Origin of the sequence: Burkholderia gladioli (assembly GCF_000959725.1) — a bacterium.
In the GTDB taxonomy this organism is placed as follows: Bacteria; Pseudomonadota; Gammaproteobacteria; order Burkholderiales; family Burkholderiaceae; genus Burkholderia; species Burkholderia gladioli.
The window spans coordinates 2,612,924-2,631,842 of the sequence record NZ_CP009323.1; the positions used below are offsets into that span (position 1 = coordinate 2,612,924).

Sequence of the window (18,919 nt, forward strand, 5' to 3'; positions counted from 1 at the left end):
GCTGCCGCATCGGCGCAAGGCCTGGGCGGCGATGGGCGGCGGGCGGTCTGGCCGCGCCGGCCTCAGTCCCGTTCTAGGCGGGTCAATTCCTGCAAAGAATTGGCATTGTAAAACGCGCGCTCGTCATGAAATGGCACTTCGACGGTCTTGTGGCGTGCGTACCACGCGCGCACGCGCCGTTCGCCGGCGGCCAGCGCGGCCTCCAGATCCTCGGCCAGGGCGCGAGGCACCAGGGCGAAGGTCGGCTGCGGATGGCGCTGGCCCTGCGCGTCGACCGATACCGCCACCGCGATTTTGGCGGCCTGCGCCTCGCGCGCGGCCTGGAGGCGCTCGGCGAGATCCTCGGCCAGGAATGGCGTGTCGCAGGGCGAACTCAGCACCAGCGGCGTGGGCGCCGCGCGCAGGCCGGCCAGCAGCCCGGCCAGCGGGCCCTCGAAACCGGGCCGGATGTCGGCCACCACCTGGGCGCGATAGGGCTGGCCGAGCTCGGCGTAGCGATCGAGATGGCGGTTCGCGCTGATCACCATCGCGCCGACCTGCGGCGCGAGCCGGCGCAGCACGTGCAGCGCGAGCGGCTCGCCGTGCAGCGGCTGCAGGCCTTTGTCGACGCCGCCCATTCGCGAGCCCTGGCCGCCGGCCAGCAGCAGGCCGGTCAGCCCCGCGTGCGGGGCTGCGTCGCGCGGGGGCGGCGTGGCGTGATCGGGGAAGTTCAAGGGAGCGGGCTTTCGAGCGTGGCAGCGGCGCGAGGCTCAGCCGCCGATGTAGGACATCTCGACCCGGCGCGCGCCGTCGGCGGCTTGCGTCTCGGCCTGCGCGGTGCCGCGCAGTTGCGAATAGCGGTCGTCGCGGGCCTGCCAGATCCGCGCCACGGCGCTGGCGATCTGCGCGTCGGAGGCGCCGTTGCGCAGCAGGGCGCGCAGGTCGTGTCCCTGGCTGCCGAACAGGCACAGGTAGAGCTTGCCCTCGGTCGACAGGCGCGCGCGCGTGCATTCGCCGCAGAACGCGCGCGTCACGCTGGAAATCAGGCCGATCTCGCCGCCGCCGTCGGCATAGGCCCAGCGCTGCGCGGTCTCGCCCGGCGCGTGGGCCTCGAGCGGCAGCAGCGGGAACTGCGCGTCGATTCGTGCCAGCACCTCGGCCGAGGGCAGCACGTCGGTCATGTTCCAGCCGTTCGAGGTGCCGACATCCATGTATTCGATGAAGCGCAGCACCACGCCGGTGTTCCGGAAGCGGCGCGCCATCGGCACGATCTCGGCGTCGTTGGTGCCGCGCTTGACCACCATGTTGACCTTGAGCGGCGCGAGCCCGGCGTCCTGCGCGGCGAAGATGCCTTCCAGCACGTCGGCGCTGGCGAAATCGGCATCGTTCATGCGGCGGAACAGGGTGTCGTCGAGCGCGTCGAGGCTGACCGTGACGCGCGTCAGGCCGGCATCGCGCAGGCTGCGCGCCTTGCGCGCCAGCAGCGAGCCGTTGGTGGTCAGGGTCAGGTCGAGCGGGCGGCCGTCGACGGTTTCCATCCGCGCCAGCCGCTCGATCAGGAATTCCAGGTTCTTGCGCAGCAGCGGCTCGCCGCCGGTGATGCGGATCTTCTCGACGCCATGCGCGACGAAGATGCGCGCCGTGCGCTCGAGCTCCTCGAGCGAGAGCAGCGCGCTGTGGGGCAGGAACGGATAGTCCTTGTCGAATACCTCGCGCGGCATGCAGTAGACGCAGCGGAAGTTGCAGCGGTCGGTGACCGAGATGCGCAGGTCCCGCAGCGGGCGCGAGAAGGTATCGCGCAGCGTGCCGCTCGGCACGAGCAGGGCGCCGGACAGGTCCGGGATGCCGCTGACATCGGTGACCGGGATGATGCGTCGGGACATGGCGGGGCGGTTCGGGTTCATGGGAACGGACAGGCGTCTATTTTAACGACAAGACGCCGATCGGGCCGGCGCACGGAAACCCGTAGAAAAAGAGCACAGACGCGTACTGTGCGGGAAGCTCGGCCGAGGCTGTACCGGCGCCACCGGCAGCGATGGGGTGCCGGAAAGCCCGCGCCATGAAAAAACCCGCCCTCGGGAGGGCGGGTTTCGGCGCGGGACGAAGCCCGGTGCTGCCTGGCGCGAGACGCTCGCTCAGTGCTGCGAGCGGGTTTCGACCTGTTGCATCGGCGTCGAATCGACCGGCGGCAGGGCCTTGCGCTCACGCGGGGCACGTGCCTGCGGCACGACCCGGGCGGCGGCTTCCTGGGCGGCGCGGAGCTTGTCGGCATCCGTGTTCACCCAGATCAGGCCGGCGGCATCGAGTGCGGCTTCGACGCCGGCCGCGGCCGGAGCTGGGGCGGCGGCCGGTGCCTGCGGCACCGGGACCGGCTTGGCCGGCTCGGGCTCGACTGCCGCTTGCGGCTCGGCGGTCACGGCCGGAGCCGCTTCCACCGCGACCGGCGCGGGTTCGACGGCCGGAGCCGGGGCCGGTTCCACCGCGGAGGCAGGCGCCGCTTCGGCGACCGGGGCCGGTTCGACTGCCGGCGCGGGTTCGACCGCCGGTGCTGCTTCCTGGATCGGAGCCGGTTCGGCTTCGGCCGGGCTGGCCTCGACCTGGACCGGCGCGGCATACGCCACGGGCTCGACTGCCGGAGTGGCTTCGACCGGAGCCGGTTCGCTCGCCACCGGTGCCGATTCGACGGCCTGCGGCGCTTCGACCGGAGCCGGCGTGGCGATCACGACCGGTTCGGCTGCCGGGGTGGCATGGGCCACGGGCTCGACCACCGGCGTGGCGACCGGGGCTGCCGGTGCCGCTTCGGCGGCCGGCGCTTCCGGCGCCGTTTCCGCTGCGTTCGGGGCGACGGCTTGCGCCGACGCCTCGGCATGCGCGGCGACCGCTTCGACGGCCACCGCAGCGGTAGCGGCAGTCACCGTGGCGACGGCTGCCACGACCGGGGCGTCCGCGCCATGATCGGCCGTTGCGGTGGCCTCATGGTCGACGCCTTCCGCACCTTCCACGCCTTCCGGCGTGGTGCCGGTGCCTTCCTCGCGATCGCGACGGCCACCACGACGGCCGCGGCGGCGACGGCGGCGTTCCTCGCCGTCACGCGCACCGGCTTCCGCGTCGGTGCCGGCCTGCTCGGCGCCCGGCGCCAGCCGTTCGGCGTCCTCGGCCGTTTCGGCATGGTTTTCACCACGATTGACGGTTTCCAGCGTGGCGGCGTGCGGCACGGCCTTGCGGCGTTCACCGCGCTCGCCGCGTTCGCGACGTTCCTGGCGCGGCGCTTCTGCCGTGCCTTCTGCCGTCACGGCGCGATCGCGCGGCTCGCGACCTTCACGTGCCTCGCGGCCTTCCCGCGCTTCACGCGGCTCGCGGTTGTCGCGTTCGCGCGGCTCGCGGCCTTCGCGGTTCTCGCGCGGCTCGCGGGCTTCCCGAAGTTCGCGGCCTTCACGACCCTCGCGGCCTTCGCGTGCCTCGCGCGGTTCGCGGTTGCCACGGCCTTCGCGGTTCTCACGCGGCTCCCGCGCTTCCTTGCCTTCGCGTTCGCCACGCGGCTGCTGCGGCTGGCGAGCGCCGGCGACGGCGGCTTGCGCGTCGCGCGCGCCGGCTTGCTGGCCGCCGCGGCGATTGCCGTTGTTGCGATTGCGATCGCCGCCGCGCTCACCGCGCTCGGACTTCTCGCCACGGGCCGGGCGGCCCGTCGAGGCGGCTTCCTTGACCGGTTCCGGCGCCGGAGCCGGCGCGGCCGGCGCACCGCCGAACAGGCGCTTGAGCCAGCCGAACAGGCCACCGGCGGCAGGCGCCGCGGCCACCGGAGCCGGTGCGGCCGCCGGGGCGGGGGCCGCCTCGCGCTGCGGTGCCGCGCTCGGTGCCGGGCTGGCCGGCGTGATGCCCTTGACGGCCGCTTCCTGCTTCGGCTTCGCGTCGGCGGCGCGCTTGCTGTAACCGGTTTCCGATTCGAGCTCGCGGGCGGCTTCCTCGGCCATCTTCCAGGAGGCGCGCGGATCGTCGAGACGGGCGTCGTCGTGACGCAGGCGCTCGAGCTTGTAATGCGGCGTATCGAGGTGCTTGTTCGGGATCAGCACGATGCCGACCTTGAAGCGCGACTCGATCTTGTTGATTTCCTGGCGCTTTTCGTTCAGCAGGAAGGCGGTGACCTCGACCGGCACCTGGCAATGGATCGCCGCGGTGTTCTCCTTCATCGCCTCTTCCTGGATGATCCGCAGCACCTGCAGCGCCGAGGATTCCGTATCGCGGATGTGGCCGGTGCCGTTGCAGCGCGGGCAGGTCACGTGGCTGCCTTCGGAGAGGGCGGGGCGCAGGCGCTGGCGCGACAGCTCCATCAGGCCGAAGCGCGAGATCTTGCCCATCTGCACGCGGGCGCGGTCATGCTTGAGCGCGTCCTTCAGGCGCTGCTCGACCTCGCGCTGGCTCTTGGCCGATTCCATGTCGATGAAATCGATCACGATCAGGCCGCCCAGGTCGCGCAGGCGCAACTGGCGCGCCACTTCGTCGGCGGCTTCCAGGTTGGTGCGGGTGGCGGTTTCCTCGATGTCGGCGCCCTTGGTGGCGCGCGCCGAGTTCACGTCGATCGCGACCAGCGCCTCGGTGTGATCGATCACGATCGCGCCGCCCGAGGGCAGCGGCACCGTGCGCGAGTAGGCCGTCTCGATCTGGTGCTCGATCTGGAAACGCGAGAACAGGGGAACGTCGTCGTGGTAGCGCTTCACCTTGCCGACATTGTCGGGCATCACGATGTCCATGAAGGCTCGCGCCTGGTCGTGGATCTCGGTGGTGTCGATGAGGATTTCGCCGATGTCGGGCTGGAAATAGTCCCGGATCGCGCGGATCACCAGGCTCGATTCCAGGTAGATCAGCATCGGCTGGCCGTTGTGGCCGCTCTTCGAGGCGGCCTCGATGGCGTGCCAGAGCTGCAGCAGGTAGTTCAGGTCCCACTGGAGTTCCTCGGCGCTGCGGCCGATGCCCGCGGTGCGGGCGATCATGCTCATGCCTTCCGGGATCTCGAGCTGCGCCATGGTCTCGCGCAGTTCCTGGCGCTCGTCGCCCTCGATGCGGCGCGACACGCCGCCGCCGCGCGGGTTGTTCGGCATCAGCACCAGGTAGCGGCCGGCCAGCGAGATGAAGGTGGTCAGGGCCGCGCCCTTGTTGCCGCGCTCTTCCTTCTCGACCTGGACGATCAGCTCCTGGCCCTCGCGCAGCGCATCCTGGATGCGCGCGGAGCGCATGTCGACGCCGTCGCGGAAGTATTGGCGGGCGACTTCCTTGAACGGCAGGAAGCCGTGGCGGTCTTCGCCGTAGTTGACGAAGCAGGCTTCGAGCGAGGGCTCGATGCGGGTGACCACGCCCTTGTAGATATTGCCTTTGCGCTGTTCGCGGCCGGCGGTTTCGATATCGATGTCGATGAGTTTCTGCCCATCGACGATGGCGACACGCAGTTCTTCCTGCTGTGTCGCATTGAACAGCATGCGTTTCATTGAACGACTCCAGGCGGCCCTACCGGCGGCGCGTTCCGCTTGTCAGGCGGAACGTGGACGAAGGCAGGCCGCGCCTTGTTGTGTTGTCACAAGCACGCTGGAGCGGGAAGGCTGGCGGGAGAATTGCCTGAAGAGGCGCGGACCGATACGACCGGCCGGCTGCCATGGGCACCTGCGAACGCGGCTTCAAAGCACGGATGGTTCACTCCGCGCGCCATGCGGCGCGCTAAGCCTGTTACCGGGCAATGCCGCAGCGCGCGGCGCAGGATGCGCGCGACGTCGCTGAGTGGCATGTGCTGCGGCCTGGCCGCAGCGGGGAGTATCGAATCCAGCCCGACTTTCCCGCCTGGGGTGTTCTACCTTGGTTTGACGTCGCCTCCGGCTTCGCACGTTTCGCGAAACCGTGCCGGGCGCACGCCGACATATTCGCAACCGACAGCGCGGGTGGCACACCTCGTGCCGTACCGCCGCTGCCAATTGAATTCTTTTTGTCCAACTTTCCGTTACCGCGGCATGTCGCCGACCGAATCCGCCTGTGGGCGCGATCCTTGCCGGCGCGAGTGCCGTGCGTGCAACTTGCTGCCTCTCTTTTGTGCAGGGGTGAGCAGCAGCCCCCCGGCGCAAGTAAAATAGCGGTTTGCGCTTGCGCCTCATGCAATCCGCCCGAACCTGGCCGATCCGGCCGCCCGCAGCGGAATGCTGGGCAAAATTATATTCAGTATGAATGAGTTAGGCAAAATTTCTCAGAAAACGGTCGCAAGCGGTCAGGTTTCCATGGTCGAGGTCGGCGAGGAAGCCGCCGGTCAACGCATCGACAATTTCCTCCTGCGCGTCTGCAAGGGCGTGCCAAAAAGTCACATCTATCGCATCCTGCGCAGCGGCGAAGTCCGTGTGAACAAGGGGCGGATCGATGCCCAGTACCGGCTCGCCTATGGCGACGTGGTACGCATCCCGCCGATCCGGATCGCCGCCGCGGATCCCTCGCGCGAATCCGTGCCGGTGCCGGCGGCCGAATTCGCGGTGGTGTTCGAGGACGAGGCGATGCTGGTCATCAACAAGCCGGCCGGCGTGGCCGTGCATGGCGGCAGCGGGGTGTCGTTCGGCGTCATCGAGCAATTGCGCGAGGCCCGGCCCGAGGCGCGCTTCCTGGAACTGGTGCACCGCCTCGACCGCGAGACCTCGGGCATCCTGATGATCGCCAAGAAGCGCTCGGCCCTGGTCGGGCTGCACGAGCAGATCCGCGACAACCGCATGGACAAGCGCTACTACGCCGCCGTGCATGGCGAGTGGGCCGCCGACTGGGGCCGCCGGCGCGCCGTCAAGGTGCCGCTGTTCAAGTATTCGACCCCCGACGGCGAGCGCCGCGTGCGGGTCCAGGACGACGGGCTGCCCTCGCATACCGTCTTCAACCTGATCGACCGCTGGAGCGACTACGCATTTCTGGAGGCGGAACTCAAAACGGGTCGGACCCATCAGATACGCGTACACTTGGCGCATCTCGGGCTGCCGATCGTCGGTGACGCGAAGTATGGCGATTTCGCCCTGAACAAGGCGCTGGCCCGCGCGAACGCGCGCCCGTCGCTGAAACGGATGTTCCTGCACGCGTATCGCCTGAAGCTCGCGCATCCGCTGTCGGGCGAGACGCTGCAGTTCGACGCGCCGCTGCCCGACGAATGCCGGCGCTTCCTCGATCAACTCAACGAACTGCGCGCGTCCGGCGCGTGAACCGCATGGCCCGACAGCAATTTGACCTGATCGTTTTCGACTGGGACGGCACGCTGATGGATTCGACCGCGCACATCGCGCGCAGCATCCAGGCGGCCTGCCGCGACCTCGGCCTGCCCACGCCATCCGACGAGGCCTCGCGCTACGTGATCGGCCTGGGATTGCGCGACGCGCTGGCGATCGCCGCGCCCTCGCTCGACCCCGCCGACTACGCCAAGCTCGCCGAGCGCTACCGCTTCCATTACCTGGTGAAAGACCAGTTGATCGAGTTGTTCGCCGGCGTGCGCGAGATGCTCGAGGAGCTGCGCGATACCGGCTACCTGCTGGCGGTGGCGACCGGCAAGGGGCGCGTCGGCCTGAATCGCGCGCTCGACGAAACCAAGCTGACGCGCTTTTTCGACGGCACGCGCTGCGCCGACGAAACCTTCTCCAAGCCGCATCCGGCCATGCTCCACGAGCTGAGCCGGGAACTGGGGCAGGATCTGGCGCGCACCGTGATGATCGGCGACACCACCCACGACCTGCAGATGGCGGCCAGCGCCGGCGCGGCCGGCGTGGGCGTGGCCTACGGCGCGCATTCGTCCGAATCGCTGGCCACGCTGGAGCCGCGCTACATCGCCGCCGACGTGGAGGCGCTGGCCGGCTGGCTGCGCGAGCACGCATGAGCGAGCCGGTGTTCGTCTGCGCCGCCGAGGCGCTGGTCGACGGCGGCGCCGGCGTCCGCCGCGCCGCGACGCTGCGCGGCGAGGACGTGGTGGTGTTCTTCGTGCGCTACGACGGCCGTGCCTACGGCTACCTGAACCGTTGCGCCCACGTGCCGATGGAATTGGACTGGAACGAGGGCCAGTTCTTCGAATCCTCCGGCCTCTACCTGATGTGCGCGACGCACGGCGCGATCTACGCGCCCGATACCGGCAAGTGCGTCGGCGGCCCGTGCCGCGGCGCGCGCCTGCGCGCCGTCGAGGTGGACGAGCGCGACACGCCGGACGGCCGCGCCGTCTACTGGCTGCCCGACGCGGACCTGGTCCCGCAGGCGGCCTGATCCGTTTCTCCTCCTCACTGGCCTTCGCATGTCCGACCAACCGACTTCTCCCGATTCAACCGGCACCGAGCGCGAGTCGAACCCGCCGGCCGCGCCGCAAGCCGGCCGCGAGCCCAACTGGGAGCGCGCCGCGCTCGAGCGGATCGCGATGGCGGCGATCGTCGAGCAGCGCGCCGCGCGCCGCTGGCGGATCGCCTTCCGCTTCCTGTGGCTGATCGTGTTCGTGGTGCTGGTGTTCGCGATCTTCGATTTCTCCGGCGACGGCAAGCTCTCGAGCAGCCGCCACACGGCGCTGGTGACGATCGACGGCGAGATCGCGGCCGGCACCAATGCCAATGCCGAGGACATCAACTCCGCGCTCGACGATGCCTTCGAGGATTCCGGCACGGTGGGCGTGGTGCTGCGCATCAACAGCCCGGGCGGCAGCCCGGTGCAGGCCGGCATCGTCTACGACGAGATCCGCCGGCTGCGCAAGAAGTACCCGTCCAAGCCGCTCTACGTGGTGGTCAGCGACATGTGCGCCTCGGGCGGCTACTACATCGCCTCGGCGGCCGACAAGATCTACGTGAACCAGGCCAGCATCGTCGGTTCGATCGGCGTGCTGATGGACGGTTTCGGCTTCACCGGGCTGATGGACAAGCTAGGCGTCCAGCGCCGGCTGCACACCTCGGGCGAGAACAAGGGTTTCTTCGATCCCTTCTCGCCGGAAACGCCGAAGATGGACGAGCACGCGCAGGCCATGCTAGACGAGATCCACGCGCAGTTCATCCAGGCCGTCAAGGACGGCCGCGGCAAGCGCCTGCACGAGTCGCCGGAGATCTTCTCGGGACTGTTCTGGACCGGCGCGAAGAGCGTCGAGCTGGGGCTGGCCGACGGCTTCGGCACCACCGACACGGTGGCGCGCGACGTGCTGAAGGCGCCCGACATCGTCGACTACACGGTCAAGGAAAGCCTCAGCAACCGCGTGGCGCGGCGCTTCGGCGCGGCAATCGGCGGCGGCGCGGTGAAGTCGGCCTTGTCGGAAAGCGGGGTCAGGCTGCACTGAGCGAGCGGGGCGCCAGCGGCGCCCCGTTTTTCATTTGCCGCCCTGGTCCGCGTTGCCGGCCTCAGTTGGCCAGCAACAGGAAGATCGCCGGGCGCTTCTGCAGGTTCGGCGCCGGCGCCTTTTTCCAGTCGGCCGCGCTGCGACTGAGGATGGTCTCGGTCTCGAGCGTCAGGTCGGCCGCCACGCAGATCAGCGTGGACGGCGCGCAGGTCGCCACCAGCGTCTCCAGCATGGCCTGGTTGCGATACGGCGTCTCGATGAAGATTTCCGTCTCGCGGGCCTTGCGCGACTGCTGCTCCAGCTCGCGCAGGCGCTTGGCGCGGGCCGCCGGGTCCACCGGCAGGTAGCCGTGGAAGGCGAAGGTCTGGCCGTTCAGGCCGGAGGCCATCAGCGCCAGCAGGATCGAGCTCGGCCCGACCAGCGGCACCACCTTCACGCCGCGCTCGTGGGCGCGGCGCACCAGCAGGGCGCCCGGATCGGCCACCGCCGGGCAGCCCGCCTCGGATACCAGCCCGCCGTCGGCGCCGGCCAGGATCGGCGCCAGCAGCCGGTCGATCTCGCCCGACGGCGTCTTCACGTTCAGCTCGCGGATCTCGATCTCCTGGATCGGCCGTTCGGTGCCGACCTTCTTCAGGAAGGCGCGCGTGGTCTTGGCGTTTTCGCCGATGTAGTAGCCGAGCGAGGCGGCGCGGGCCTGCACGGCGGCCGGCAGCACGGCGGCCAGCATCGCGGCCTCGCCCTCGCCGAGGGTATTGGGGATCAGGTAGAGCGTGCCGGCCTTCATGCGCGTGCCTCCGTGGCGAACGGCGAGATGCCGGCCTCGGCCAGCATGCGGGTGAGCGCGATCAGCGGCAGGCCGACCAGCGCGGTTGGGTCGTTCGAGTCGATCGCCTCCAGCAGGGCGATGCCGAGCCCCTCGGATTTCGCGCTGCCGGCCACGTCGTAAGGCGTTTCGGCGCGCAGGTAGGCGTCCAGGTCGGCGTCGGACAGGCAGCGGAACCGCACGCGCGTGACCACGTCCTCGACCTGGGCAAGGTCGCTGCGGCTGTCGTAGACGCACAGCGCGCTGTGGAATTCGACCTCGCGGCCGCGCATCGCCTGCAACTGCTCGAGCGCGCGCTGGTGGGTGCCGGGCTTGCCGACCTGGCGGCCGTCGAAGGTCGCGACCTGGTCGGAGCCGATCACCACGACGCCCTCGGGGGCCTCGACCCGGGCCGCGACCGCGCGCGCCTTGGCGGCGGCCAGGCGCAGCGCGGTGTCGGCCGGCGATTCGCCGGCCAGCGGGGTTTCGTCGAGATCGGGCGTGACGACCTCGAAGGCGAGCCGCAGGCGCTCGAGCAACTCGCGCCGATAGCGGGAACTGGACGCCAGGATCAGCCTGGGCGGACGGGAAAACGTGGTCATGGCGGGATGTCGGGAGGGGCGTCGCGGCTCGGCGCGACGCCGCCGGTTAAGTAATTGACTCGAAAAGATAAAACGGATATAGTTTTGCGCTTTTCATCGGCAGCGACGCCGATGCTTCGTCGAAAGGCCCGCAAGACCCTTGCAGGCCGGGGCTCCACCCCGGCGCACGGGGCCCGACGGCCCGGTACTGGCGGCCGGCGCGGCGAAAACTGGGCGCTGCCGGATAATGCCGGGTAGTGGAACCGGGTGCTGAATCACACGCAGGAGCGCACATGAATCCTTCTTCTGGCAAACCTGCGGTATCGCTGGATCCGCATCTGGTCGACCTGTTCGAATTCGCCCGCAGTGCCCGGCAATCGGCAGGCGCGGTGCGGCTCTCGCAACTGCCGCGCATGTTAAACGAAGTGCCGGCCGACGCGCCAGATCGCGATGCCGCGTTCACGTGGCAGGCGGAAGGGTCGACCCAGTCCGAATTGCAGGATGACGGGACCGAAGGTCAGCAGCCGTATCTGCGGCTCGCGCTGCACGGCACCGCGTGGCTCGAATGCCAGCGCTGCATGACGCCGTACCCGCAGGCCTTCGATATCGACATGGTGTATCGGATCGTCGCGACCGAAGAGGAAGCGGAAGCGATTCCCCTCGACGAGAACGATGAAGTCGATGTGATCGTGGGCTCGCGCCAGTTCGATCTCGTCGACTTGATCGAAGAGGAGTTGTTGCTCTCGCTGCCGCTGGTACCGAAGCACGAGGTCTGTCCCTCGGTCCACGAAAGCCTGACATCGGGGGTCAGCGGTCCCGCCGCCGATGCCGAGGCCTTCGATGAAGCCGAGGAACCGGCCGGTGAAGCAAGCGGCGAAGCGCGCCCCAACCCGTTCGCGGCGCTCGAGGCGCTCAAGCGGGACGGCGACAAGAAACACTGAGGTAGGTTGGAGCACGGGAAGGCGTCGGGCGGTAGTGCCCGGGTAGGATGGCGCCGGATCGGGCTGTGTTAGAATCCGGAAAATTTTTAGGAGTTAGTCATGGCAGTTCAGCAAAACAAGAAGTCGCCGTCCAAGCGCGGCATGCACCGTTCGCACGATTTCCTGACGACCACCCCGCTGGCCGTCGAGCCGAGCACGGGTGAAGTGCATATGCGTCACCACATCAGCCCGAACGGCTACTATCGCGGCAAGAAAGTCGTCAAGACGAAGAACGACTAAGCACGTTTCGTCGCGCTCGCCCGCATGCTTTCGGGCTCATCCAGCGTGACGACCGGTTCGCTTGACACTTTCCTGGCTCAACAAGAAGGCGGCATTCAACTGCCGCTTTTTTGTGCCTGAAATTCGTCGCACTCCATGACAGTAAAGCTCACGATCGATTGCATGGGAGGCGACCACGGCCCGTCCGTGACCGTTCCCGCGGCAGTCAAGTTTGTGCGTGCGCATCCCGATGCGCACCTGATGCTGGTCGGCATCGATACCGCGATCCGCGCCCAGCTCAAGAAACTCAAGGCGCTCGACGATCCCTCGCTGTCGATTGTTCCGGCCACGGAAGTCGTCGCGATGGACGATTCCGTCGAGGTCGCGCTGCGCCGGAAGAAAGATTCCTCGATGCGCGTCGCGCTGAACCACGTCAAGGACGGCGAGGCGCAGGCCTGCGTCTCGGCCGGCAACACCGGCGCCCTGATGGCCGTGTCGCGCTACGTGCTCAAGACGCTGCCCGGCATCGAGCGGCCGGCGATCGCGTTCGCGCTGCCGAATCCGACCGGCTACACGATGATGCTCGACCTCGGCGCCAACGTCGATTGCGAGCCTCAGCATCTGCTGCAGTTCGCCGAAATGGGGCATGCGCTGGTCGCGGCCCTGGAGGGCAAGGATCGTCCGACGATCGGCCTGCTCAACATCGGCGAGGAGATGATCAAGGGCAACGACACGATCAAGCGCGCCGGCGAACTGCTGCGCGCCAGCACGCTGAACTTCCGCGGTAACGTCGAAGGCGACGACATCTACAAGGGTACGGTGGACGTGATCGTCTGCGACGGCTTTGTCGGCAATGTCGCGCTCAAGACCTCGGAAGGCCTGGCGCAGATGCTCGCCAACATCATCAAGGAAGAGTTCAGCCGCTCGCTGATGAGCAAGCTGATGGCCGTGCTCGCGCTGCCGGTGCTGCTGCGCTTCAAGCGCCGCGTCGATCACCGCCAGTACAACGGCGCGGCCTTGCTGGGCCTGCGCAGCCTGGTGATCAAGAGCCACGGTTCGGCCGATGCCTACGCGTTTGAGTGGGCCATCAAACGCGGGTATGATGCGGTCAAAAATGGCGTGCTGGAGCGCCTTTCCCGGGCCATGGCGGAAAACGCGATGCCGCTTGGCGAAAGCGGTCACGACGCGGGCGGTGCCGGTCAGGCAGGTCCGTCTGCAGGCCAGCAGGCCGAGCCTTCCGCCGCTTTATCCTCTAAAGCTTAAATGGCCCAATCGACTCTCTATTCCCGCGTGCTCGGCACGGGCAGCTACCTGCCGCCCAACCGAGTCACGAACCAGGCGCTCGCCGAGCGTCTCGCGAAGGACGGCATCGAAACCAGCGACGAATGGATCGTGGCGCGCACCGGCATCCATGCGCGCCATTTCGCCGATCCCGACGTGACCACCAGCGATCTCGCGCTGATCGCCGCGCAGCGCGCCATCGAGGCGGCCGACATCGATCCGCAGTCGATCGATCTGATCATTGTCGCCACGTCCACCCCTGATTTCGTTTTTCCCAGCACTGCCTGCCTGCTGCAGAATAAGCTCGGCATCCGCAACGGCGGTGCCGCGTTCGACGTGCAGGCGGTCTGCTCGGGCTTCGCCTACGCGATCGCCACGGCCGACAGCTTCATCCGCAGTGGCCAGCATCGCAACGCGCTGGTGATCGGGGCGGAAACCTTCTCGCGCATCCTCGATTTCAAGGATCGGACCACTTGCGTGCTGTTCGGCGACGGTGCCGGCGCGGTGGTGCTGTCGGCCTCCGAGGAGCCCGGCATCCTGGGCAGCGCGCTGCATGCCGACGGCAGCTACTCGCACATCCTCTGCACGCCCGGCAACGTCAACGGCGGCGTGATCGCGGGCAGCGCCTTCCTGCACATGGACGGCCAGGCGGTGTTCAAGCTCGCCGTGAACGTGCTGGAGAAGGTCGCTGTCGAGGCGCTGGAGAAGGCCGGCCTCACGGCCGACCAGGTCGATTGGCTGATTCCGCACCAGGCCAATATCCGTATCATGACCAGCACCTGCCGCAAGCTCGGGCTGCCGCAGGAGCGCATGGTCGTCACCGTCGGCGAGCACGGCAACACCTCGGCCGCCTCGATCCCGCTCGCGCTCGACGTGGCGGTGCGCGACGGCCGCATCCAGCGCGGCCAGACCGTGCTGATCGAAGGCGTCGGCGGCGGCTTCACGTGGGGCGCTTCGGTATTCCGCTTCTGAGCGGCCGCGCCTTGCCGGCAGGCGCGCCCGATCGGCGCGCGGTCTGAACGTTTCAAAAGAGGACGAGATGAAATTCGCATTTGTTTTCCCCGGGCAGGGTTCGCAGGCGGTCGGCATGCTCAACGCATTCGCCGAGCTCGCCGTGGTGCGCGAGACCGTGCAGGAGGCGTCCGATGCACTGGGCCAGGATCTCGGCAAGCTGATCGCCGAGGGGCCGGCCGAAGAACTCAACCTGACCACCAACACGCAGCCGGTGATGCTGACCGCCGCCTACGCCTGCTATCGCGCCTGGCAAGAGGCGGGCGGCCCGGCGCCGTCGATCGTCGCGGGCCACAGCCTGGGCGAATACACGGCGCTGGTGGCGGCCGGCGCGCTGGCTTTCCGCGATGCGGTGCCGCTGGTGCGATTCCGCGCCCAGGCGATGCAGAACGCGGTGCCGGTCGGCGAGGGCGGCATGGCCGCGATCCTCGGCCTGGACGACGACACGGTGCGCGCGGTCTGCGCGGAAGCCGCGGCGGCCGGCGTGGTCGAGGCGGTCAACTTCAATGCGCCCGCGCAGGTGGTGATCGCCGGCGCCAAGGCCGCGGTCGAGAAGGCCTGCGAGATCGCCAAGGCGAAGGGCGCCAAGCGCGCGCTGCCGTTGCCGGTGTCGGCGCCGTTCCATTCCTCGCTGCTCAAGCCGGCTTCCGATCAACTGCGCGACTACCTGGCGACGGTCACGATCGACGCGCCGCGCATCCCGGTGGTCAACAACATCGACGTGGCAGTCGTGTCGGACCCCGCCGCGATCAAGGACGCGCTGGTTCGCCAGGCCGCCGGCCCGGTGCGCTGGGTCGAATGCGTGCGTCATATCGCCGGCACCGGCGTCACGCAACTGGTCGAATGCGGCCCAGGCAAGGTGCTCACCGGCCTGACCAAGCGCATCGACGGCGAGCTGGCGGGCGCGGCCGTGTACGATCCAGCCACGCTCGACGACGTGCTCAAGCTCGTCACGGCCTGAGCGGCCGCGCGGTGCCTCGGCGCCGCGGCGAGCCACGATTCATCCGACTCACGGACCAACATGGACAAGACTCTCGACAAACAGGTGGCGATCGTGACCGGCGCCTCGCGCGGCATCGGCCGGGCGATCGCGCTCGAACTCGCGCGCCAGGGCGCCACGGTGATCGGCACGGCGACCAGCGAAGCGGGTGCCCAGGGCATCGGCGCGGCGCTGGCCGAAGCCGGCCTGGCCGGCCGCGGCGCGGTGCTCGACGTCAACGACGCGGCCTCGGCCGAGGCGCTGATCGATTCGACCGTCAAGGAATTCGGCCGTCTCGACATCCTCGTCAATAACGCCGGCATCACGCAGGATCAGCTCGCGATGCGCATGAAGGACGACGACTGGGACGCGGTGATCGACACCAACCTGAAGTCGGTGTTCCGCCTCTCGCGCGGCGTGCTGCGCCCGATGATGAAGGCCCGCGGCGGGCGCATCATCAACATCACCTCGGTGGTCGGCTCGCTCGGCAATCCGGGCCAGGCCAACTACGCGGCCGCCAAGGCCGGCGTGGCGGGCCTCACCCGCGCGCTGGCGCGCGAGATCGGCAGCCGCGGCATCACCGTCAACTGCGTGGCCCCCGGCTTCATCGACACCGACATGACCAAGTCGCTGCCCGAGGAGCAACAGGCCGCGCTGAAAACCCAGATTCCGCTCGGGCGCCTCGGCAGCACCGACGATATCGCTCACGCCGTCGCGTTCCTCGCCTCGCCGCTTGCCGGGTATATCACTGGCACGACGCTGCATGTGAACGGCGGCATGTACATGTCGTAACGGAATTCGTTTACCATCCGCGCCGTACGTCGGATGGAGGCGCCTCGAGCGCCTCTCGAACCGCAACGCCGGCGCGCATTTTTGGCGGCATCAAACCTGATAAAATGCGCGCACTTGTAAATCTGAACTTTCCCTCGGAGGGGTAATGGACAACATCGAACAACGTGTCAAGAAGATCGTCGCCGAGCAACTGGGCGTCGCCGAAGGCGAAATCAAGAACGAAGCCTCGTTCGTGAACGACCTCGGCGCCGACTCGCTCGACACGGTCGAGCTGGTCATGGCGCTCGAAGACGAGTTCGGCATGGAGATCCCGGACGAAGAGGCCGAGAAGATCACGACCGTTCAGCAAGCGATCGACTACGCTCGCGCGAACGTCAAGGCCTAAGACCCGGCACGCCGTCAGCAACGTTTTTCGGAACGCTGCGTGGGCGCCAGATCTCGCCGCCGGCCTCGTTGCCGGCCGCGCTAACAGCCACAGGGCTCGCAGGGCTGGTACCTGCGGCCCCTGTGGCTTTTGTTTTTGTCATCCAATGGAAAAGAGGGTACCGTGAGCCGCCGTCGAGTTGTCGTTACAGGCCTTGGGCTGATTTCGCCTGTTGGCAATAATGTTGCCGACGGTTGGGCCAATCTGGTCGCCGGTCGATCCGGCATCGCCAACATCACCAAGTTCGACGCAACGAACTATTCGACCCGCTTCGCGGGCGAGGTGAAGGGCTTCAATGTCGAGGAATACCTGCCCGCGAAGGAAGCGCGCCACATGGATACCTTCATCCATTACGGCATCGCGGCGGGCATGCAGGCCATGAAGGATTCGGGCATCGAGGTCACCGAGGAGAACGCGGAGCGCTTCGGCGTGGTCGTCGGCTCCGGCATCGGTGGCCTGCCGATGATCGAGGTCACGCAGACCGAACTGCTGAATCGCGGCCCGCGCCGCATTTCGCCGTTCTTCGTGCCGGCTTCGATCATCAACATGATCTCCGGTCACCTGTCGATCAAGTTCGGCCTGAAGGGCCCGAACCTCGCGATCGTGACGGCCTGCACCACCGGCCTGCACTGCATCGGCGAGGCCGCGCGCCTGATCGAGTACGGCGACGCCGACCTGATGATCGCGGGCGGCGCCGAGGCGACCGTCTCGCCGCTGGGCATCGGCGGTTTCGCGGCCGCCCGCGCGCTGTCGCAGCGCAACGACGATCCGGCCACCGCCAGCCGTCCGTGGGACAAGGACCGCGACGGTTTCGTGCTGGGCGAGGGCGCCGGCGTGATGGTGCTCGAGGAGTACGAGCATGCCAAGGCGCGCGGCGCGAAGATCTACGCCGAAGTGTCCGGCTACGGCATGAGCGCCGACGCCTATCACATGACCGCCCCGGTCGAGGATGGCGATGGCGCGCGCCGCTGCATGCTGGCCGCGCTGCGCAACGCCGGTGTCAATCCCGACGAGGTCAACTACCTGAACGCGCACGGCACCTCGACGCAGCTCGGCGACCTGGCCGAGACGATCGGCATCAAGCGCGCCTTCGGCGATCGCGCCAAGCAGATGGTGGTCAACTCGACCAAGTCGATGACGGGTCACCTGCTCGGTGGCGCGGGCGGTCTCGAGTCGGTGTTCACGGTGCTGGCCGTGCACAACCAGGTCTCGCCGCCGACCATCAACATCTTCAATCAGGATCCCGAATGTGATCTCGATTACTGCGCGAACGAAGCGCGGGACATGAAGATCGACGTCGCGCTGAAGAACTCCTTCGGCTTTGGCGGGACTAACGGCACGCTGGTTTTCAAGCGTGCCTGAAGCGGGATCGCTTGACGGGTCCCTCCCTCCTGTCTTCCTCCGGCACGCAGCCTGTCGCGCTGCGTGCCTCGGCGACGCTGCGCGTCGTGCTGGCGGCCTTCGTCGCGCTATGCGCGGCGGCGGCTGGCGGTACCGCGCTGCAACTGGCCGACGGCCAGTTCGCCGGGAAGATCGGAGCGGTGTTCGTCGGGTTGCTGACCGCCGCGAGTCTCGCGTCGGTCGCGCGTGAAACCTGCGCGCGCCGGATCCCGGCCGCGCTGCGTATCGAGCCGGCCACCGGCACGCTCGCCGCCTACGATCACGCGGGCCGGCGGGTGGCGCACGGTGCCGTGGTCCGCTGCACGCATTGGGCGGACTGGCTGCTGGTGCTGGCGATCGCTCGCGAGCGCGGCGCCCCGGTGGCGCTGCTGGTACCGGCCGATGCGCTCGACATGGCGGCGTTCCGCGCCCTGTCGGTGCTCGGCAGGCGCCCGGGGCGGGCCGGACGAGGCTGAGGGCGCGCGCCGCGCGGTTTCGCGGCAGGTCGCAGGGCGTTGCTACAATGGCGCTCCGCGTTGCATCCCTAGTTAACGGATTTGTCAGGTGAGTGAAAAAGAAATCGATCAGGCCCTGGTCGAGCGCGTACAGAAAGGCGACAAGGCAGCGTTCGAACTCCTGGTCTCCAAATACCACCGCAAGATCATCCGGCTGATCTCGCGCCTCGTGCGGGATCCCGCCGAGGTCGAGGACGTGGCCCAGGACGCCTTCATCAAGGCCTACCGCGCGCTGCCGCAGTTTCGCGGCGAATCGGCCTTCTACACGTGGTTGTACCGGATTGCCGTGAATACGGCGAAGAACTACCTTGCGACCCAGGGGCGCCGCGCGCCGACCTCGACTGAAGCGGATGCCGAAGAGGCTGAAACTTTCTCCGACGCGGACCAACTAAGGGATATCAACACGCCCGAGTCGATGTTGATGAGCAAGCAGATCGCCGAAACGGTGAACGCGGCGATGGCGCTGTTGCCCGAGGAATTGCGCACGGCCATCACACTGCGGGAAATCGAGGGTCTGAGCTACGAGGAAATCGCGGAAATGATGGATTGCCCGATCGGCACCGTCCGTTCCCGTATTTTCCGGGCCCGAGAGGCGATTGCGAACAAGTTGCGTCCGCTTCTGGACACGCCGGAAGGCAGGCGCTGGTGAGCCTGGCCGGCGTACGGAAACGGCACGGGGTCTAG

The 18,919-nt window shown here is 68.1% G+C and carries 19 protein-coding genes; 14 read left to right on the forward strand and 5 right to left on the reverse strand.

All coding sequences use genetic code 11. The features are described from left to right. Positions 1-62 precede the first annotated feature (62 nt). The 3 genes from mobA to BM43_RS28735 all read right to left on the reverse strand — a co-directional run bounded on the left by mobA (position 63) and on the right by BM43_RS28735 (position 5,459). Positions 63-713, reverse strand: a complete 651-nt coding sequence (mobA, locus tag BM43_RS28725) for a molybdenum cofactor guanylyltransferase MobA (protein ID WP_042285280.1) — start codon at positions 711-713, stop codon at positions 63-65. A 36-nt stretch (positions 714-749) separates the two neighbouring features. After that, positions 750-1,862, reverse strand: coding sequence for a GTP 3',8-cyclase MoaA (moaA, locus tag BM43_RS28730; protein ID WP_036052319.1), 1,113 nt, complete (start codon positions 1,860-1,862; stop codon positions 750-752). A gap of 252 nt (positions 1,863-2,114) precedes the next feature. Next, on the reverse strand, positions 2,115-5,459 hold the full coding sequence (locus BM43_RS28735) for an Rne/Rng family ribonuclease (RefSeq protein WP_036052317.1): 3,345 nt from the start codon (positions 5,457-5,459) through the stop codon (positions 2,115-2,117). Between the two features lie 720 nt (positions 5,460-6,179). Between BM43_RS28735 and BM43_RS28740 the strand changes: the two genes are divergently transcribed. From BM43_RS28740 to BM43_RS28755, 4 genes are read left to right on the forward strand one after another with little or no spacing between them, the layout of a single operon-like run. Further along, the gene (locus BM43_RS28740; RefSeq protein ID WP_025098834.1) at positions 6,180-7,184 is read left to right on the forward strand and encodes an RluA family pseudouridine synthase; all 1,005 of its coding nucleotides are present in this window, start codon (positions 6,180-6,182) and stop codon (positions 7,182-7,184) included. Between the two features lie 5 nt (positions 7,185-7,189). Then, positions 7,190-7,849 carry an HAD-IA family hydrolase gene (locus tag BM43_RS28745; RefSeq protein ID WP_036052314.1) on the forward strand — a complete coding sequence of 220 codons (660 nt, stop codon included), beginning with the start codon at positions 7,190-7,192 and terminating at the stop codon, positions 7,847-7,849. Then, positions 7,846-8,226, forward strand: coding sequence for a Rieske (2Fe-2S) protein (locus BM43_RS28750; protein ID WP_036052313.1), 381 nt, complete (start codon positions 7,846-7,848; stop codon positions 8,224-8,226). The genes BM43_RS28745 and BM43_RS28750 overlap by 4 nt, the downstream gene beginning before the upstream one ends. Positions 8,227-8,254: 28 nt before the next feature. Beyond that, positions 8,255-9,271 carry a S49 family peptidase gene (locus tag BM43_RS28755; RefSeq protein ID WP_036052310.1) on the forward strand — a complete coding sequence of 339 codons (1,017 nt, stop codon included), beginning with the start codon at positions 8,255-8,257 and terminating at the stop codon, positions 9,269-9,271. 61 nt (positions 9,272-9,332) lie between these two features. Here BM43_RS28755 and BM43_RS28760 read toward each other — a convergent pair whose 3' ends face one another. Continuing rightward, entirely contained in the window at positions 9,333-10,055 is a 723-nt protein-coding gene (locus BM43_RS28760) for an SAM-dependent methyltransferase (RefSeq protein WP_013697070.1), read from the reverse strand. Next, positions 10,052-10,675 (reverse strand): Maf-like protein, encoded by a 624-nt coding sequence (locus BM43_RS28765; RefSeq protein ID WP_042285277.1) that lies wholly within the window; start codon positions 10,673-10,675, stop codon positions 10,052-10,054. Before BM43_RS28765 ends, BM43_RS28760 begins: the two co-directional genes overlap by 4 nt. A 272-nt stretch (positions 10,676-10,947) precedes the next feature. Here BM43_RS28765 and BM43_RS28770 point away from each other — a divergent pair, with 272 nt between their 5' ends. The 10 genes from BM43_RS28770 to rpoE all read left to right on the forward strand — a co-directional run bounded on the left by BM43_RS28770 (position 10,948) and on the right by rpoE (position 18,884). Further along, complete coding sequence (locus BM43_RS28770) at positions 10,948-11,595, forward strand: DUF177 domain-containing protein (RefSeq protein ID WP_036052304.1); 648 nt, start codon at positions 10,948-10,950, stop codon at positions 11,593-11,595. Between the two features lie 99 nt (positions 11,596-11,694). Next, a complete protein-coding gene (rpmF, locus tag BM43_RS28775; protein WP_010105341.1) occupies positions 11,695-11,874 on the forward strand; it encodes a 50S ribosomal protein L32 in 180 nt (59 codons plus the stop codon). 135 nt (positions 11,875-12,009) lie between these two features. After that, positions 12,010-13,116: a phosphate acyltransferase PlsX gene (gene plsX / locus BM43_RS28780; RefSeq protein ID WP_013697073.1), complete on the forward strand. Its 1,107-nt coding sequence runs from the start codon at positions 12,010-12,012 to the stop codon at positions 13,114-13,116. Continuing rightward, entirely contained in the window at positions 13,117-14,106 is a 990-nt protein-coding gene (locus BM43_RS28785) for a beta-ketoacyl-ACP synthase III (protein ID WP_036052303.1), read from the forward strand. Positions 14,107-14,173: 67 nt separating this feature from the next. Next, on the forward strand, positions 14,174-15,106 hold the full coding sequence (gene fabD / locus BM43_RS28790) for an ACP S-malonyltransferase (RefSeq protein ID WP_013697075.1): 933 nt from the start codon (positions 14,174-14,176) through the stop codon (positions 15,104-15,106). Between the two features lie 60 nt (positions 15,107-15,166). Next, positions 15,167-15,916, forward strand: coding sequence for a 3-oxoacyl-ACP reductase FabG (gene fabG / locus BM43_RS28795; RefSeq protein ID WP_013697076.1), 750 nt, complete (start codon positions 15,167-15,169; stop codon positions 15,914-15,916). Between the two features lie 145 nt (positions 15,917-16,061). Beyond that, positions 16,062-16,301, forward strand: a complete 240-nt coding sequence (gene acpP / locus BM43_RS28800; RefSeq protein WP_012735022.1) for an acyl carrier protein — start codon at positions 16,062-16,064, stop codon at positions 16,299-16,301. A gap of 162 nt (positions 16,302-16,463) precedes the next feature. Beyond that, on the forward strand, positions 16,464-17,702 hold the full coding sequence (gene fabF, locus BM43_RS28805; protein ID WP_036031771.1) for a beta-ketoacyl-ACP synthase II: 1,239 nt from the start codon (positions 16,464-16,466) through the stop codon (positions 17,700-17,702). Positions 17,703-17,713: 11 nt separating this feature from the next. After that, entirely contained in the window at positions 17,714-18,196 is a 483-nt protein-coding gene (locus tag BM43_RS28810; protein ID WP_036052302.1) for a hypothetical protein, read from the forward strand. An 88-nt stretch (positions 18,197-18,284) separates the two neighbouring features. Beyond that, positions 18,285-18,884, forward strand: coding sequence for an RNA polymerase sigma factor RpoE (rpoE, locus tag BM43_RS28815; protein ID WP_013697079.1), 600 nt, complete (start codon positions 18,285-18,287; stop codon positions 18,882-18,884). Positions 18,885-18,919: the final 35 nt, after the last annotated feature.

What these genes read in the sequence shown, in the direction of transcription:
- BM43_RS28740 (WP_025098834.1), top strand. Translation starts at nt 6,180, where the DNA reads ATGAATGAGTTAGGCAAAATTTCTCAGAAAACGGTCGCAAGCGGTCAG.
- BM43_RS28770 (WP_036052304.1), top strand. Translation starts at nt 10,948, where the DNA reads ATGAATCCTTCTTCTGGCAAACCTGCGGTATCGCTGGATCCGCATCTG.
- acpP (WP_012735022.1), top strand. Translation starts at nt 16,062, where the DNA reads ATGGACAACATCGAACAACGTGTCAAGAAGATCGTCGCCGAGCAACTG.
- BM43_RS28745 (WP_036052314.1), top strand. Translation starts at nt 7,190, where the DNA reads ATGGCCCGACAGCAATTTGACCTGATCGTTTTCGACTGGGACGGCACG.
- fabG (WP_013697076.1), top strand. Translation starts at nt 15,167, where the DNA reads ATGGACAAGACTCTCGACAAACAGGTGGCGATCGTGACCGGCGCCTCG.
- BM43_RS28755 (WP_036052310.1), top strand. Translation starts at nt 8,255, where the DNA reads ATGTCCGACCAACCGACTTCTCCCGATTCAACCGGCACCGAGCGCGAG.
- BM43_RS28750 (WP_036052313.1), top strand. Translation starts at nt 7,846, where the DNA reads ATGAGCGAGCCGGTGTTCGTCTGCGCCGCCGAGGCGCTGGTCGACGGC.
- BM43_RS28760 (WP_013697070.1), bottom strand. Translation starts at nt 10,055, where the DNA reads ATGAAGGCCGGCACGCTCTACCTGATCCCCAATACCCTCGGCGAGGGC.
- rpmF (WP_010105341.1), top strand. Translation starts at nt 11,695, where the DNA reads ATGGCAGTTCAGCAAAACAAGAAGTCGCCGTCCAAGCGCGGCATGCAC.
- plsX (WP_013697073.1), top strand. Translation starts at nt 12,010, where the DNA reads ATGACAGTAAAGCTCACGATCGATTGCATGGGAGGCGACCACGGCCCG.
- BM43_RS28735 (WP_036052317.1), bottom strand. Translation starts at nt 5,459, where the DNA reads ATGAAACGCATGCTGTTCAATGCGACACAGCAGGAAGAACTGCGTGTC.
- BM43_RS28785 (WP_036052303.1), top strand. Translation starts at nt 13,117, where the DNA reads ATGGCCCAATCGACTCTCTATTCCCGCGTGCTCGGCACGGGCAGCTAC.
- fabD (WP_013697075.1), top strand. Translation starts at nt 14,174, where the DNA reads ATGAAATTCGCATTTGTTTTCCCCGGGCAGGGTTCGCAGGCGGTCGGC.
- BM43_RS28765 (WP_042285277.1), bottom strand. Translation starts at nt 10,675, where the DNA reads ATGACCACGTTTTCCCGTCCGCCCAGGCTGATCCTGGCGTCCAGTTCC.
- moaA (WP_036052319.1), bottom strand. Translation starts at nt 1,862, where the DNA reads ATGTCCCGACGCATCATCCCGGTCACCGATGTCAGCGGCATCCCGGAC.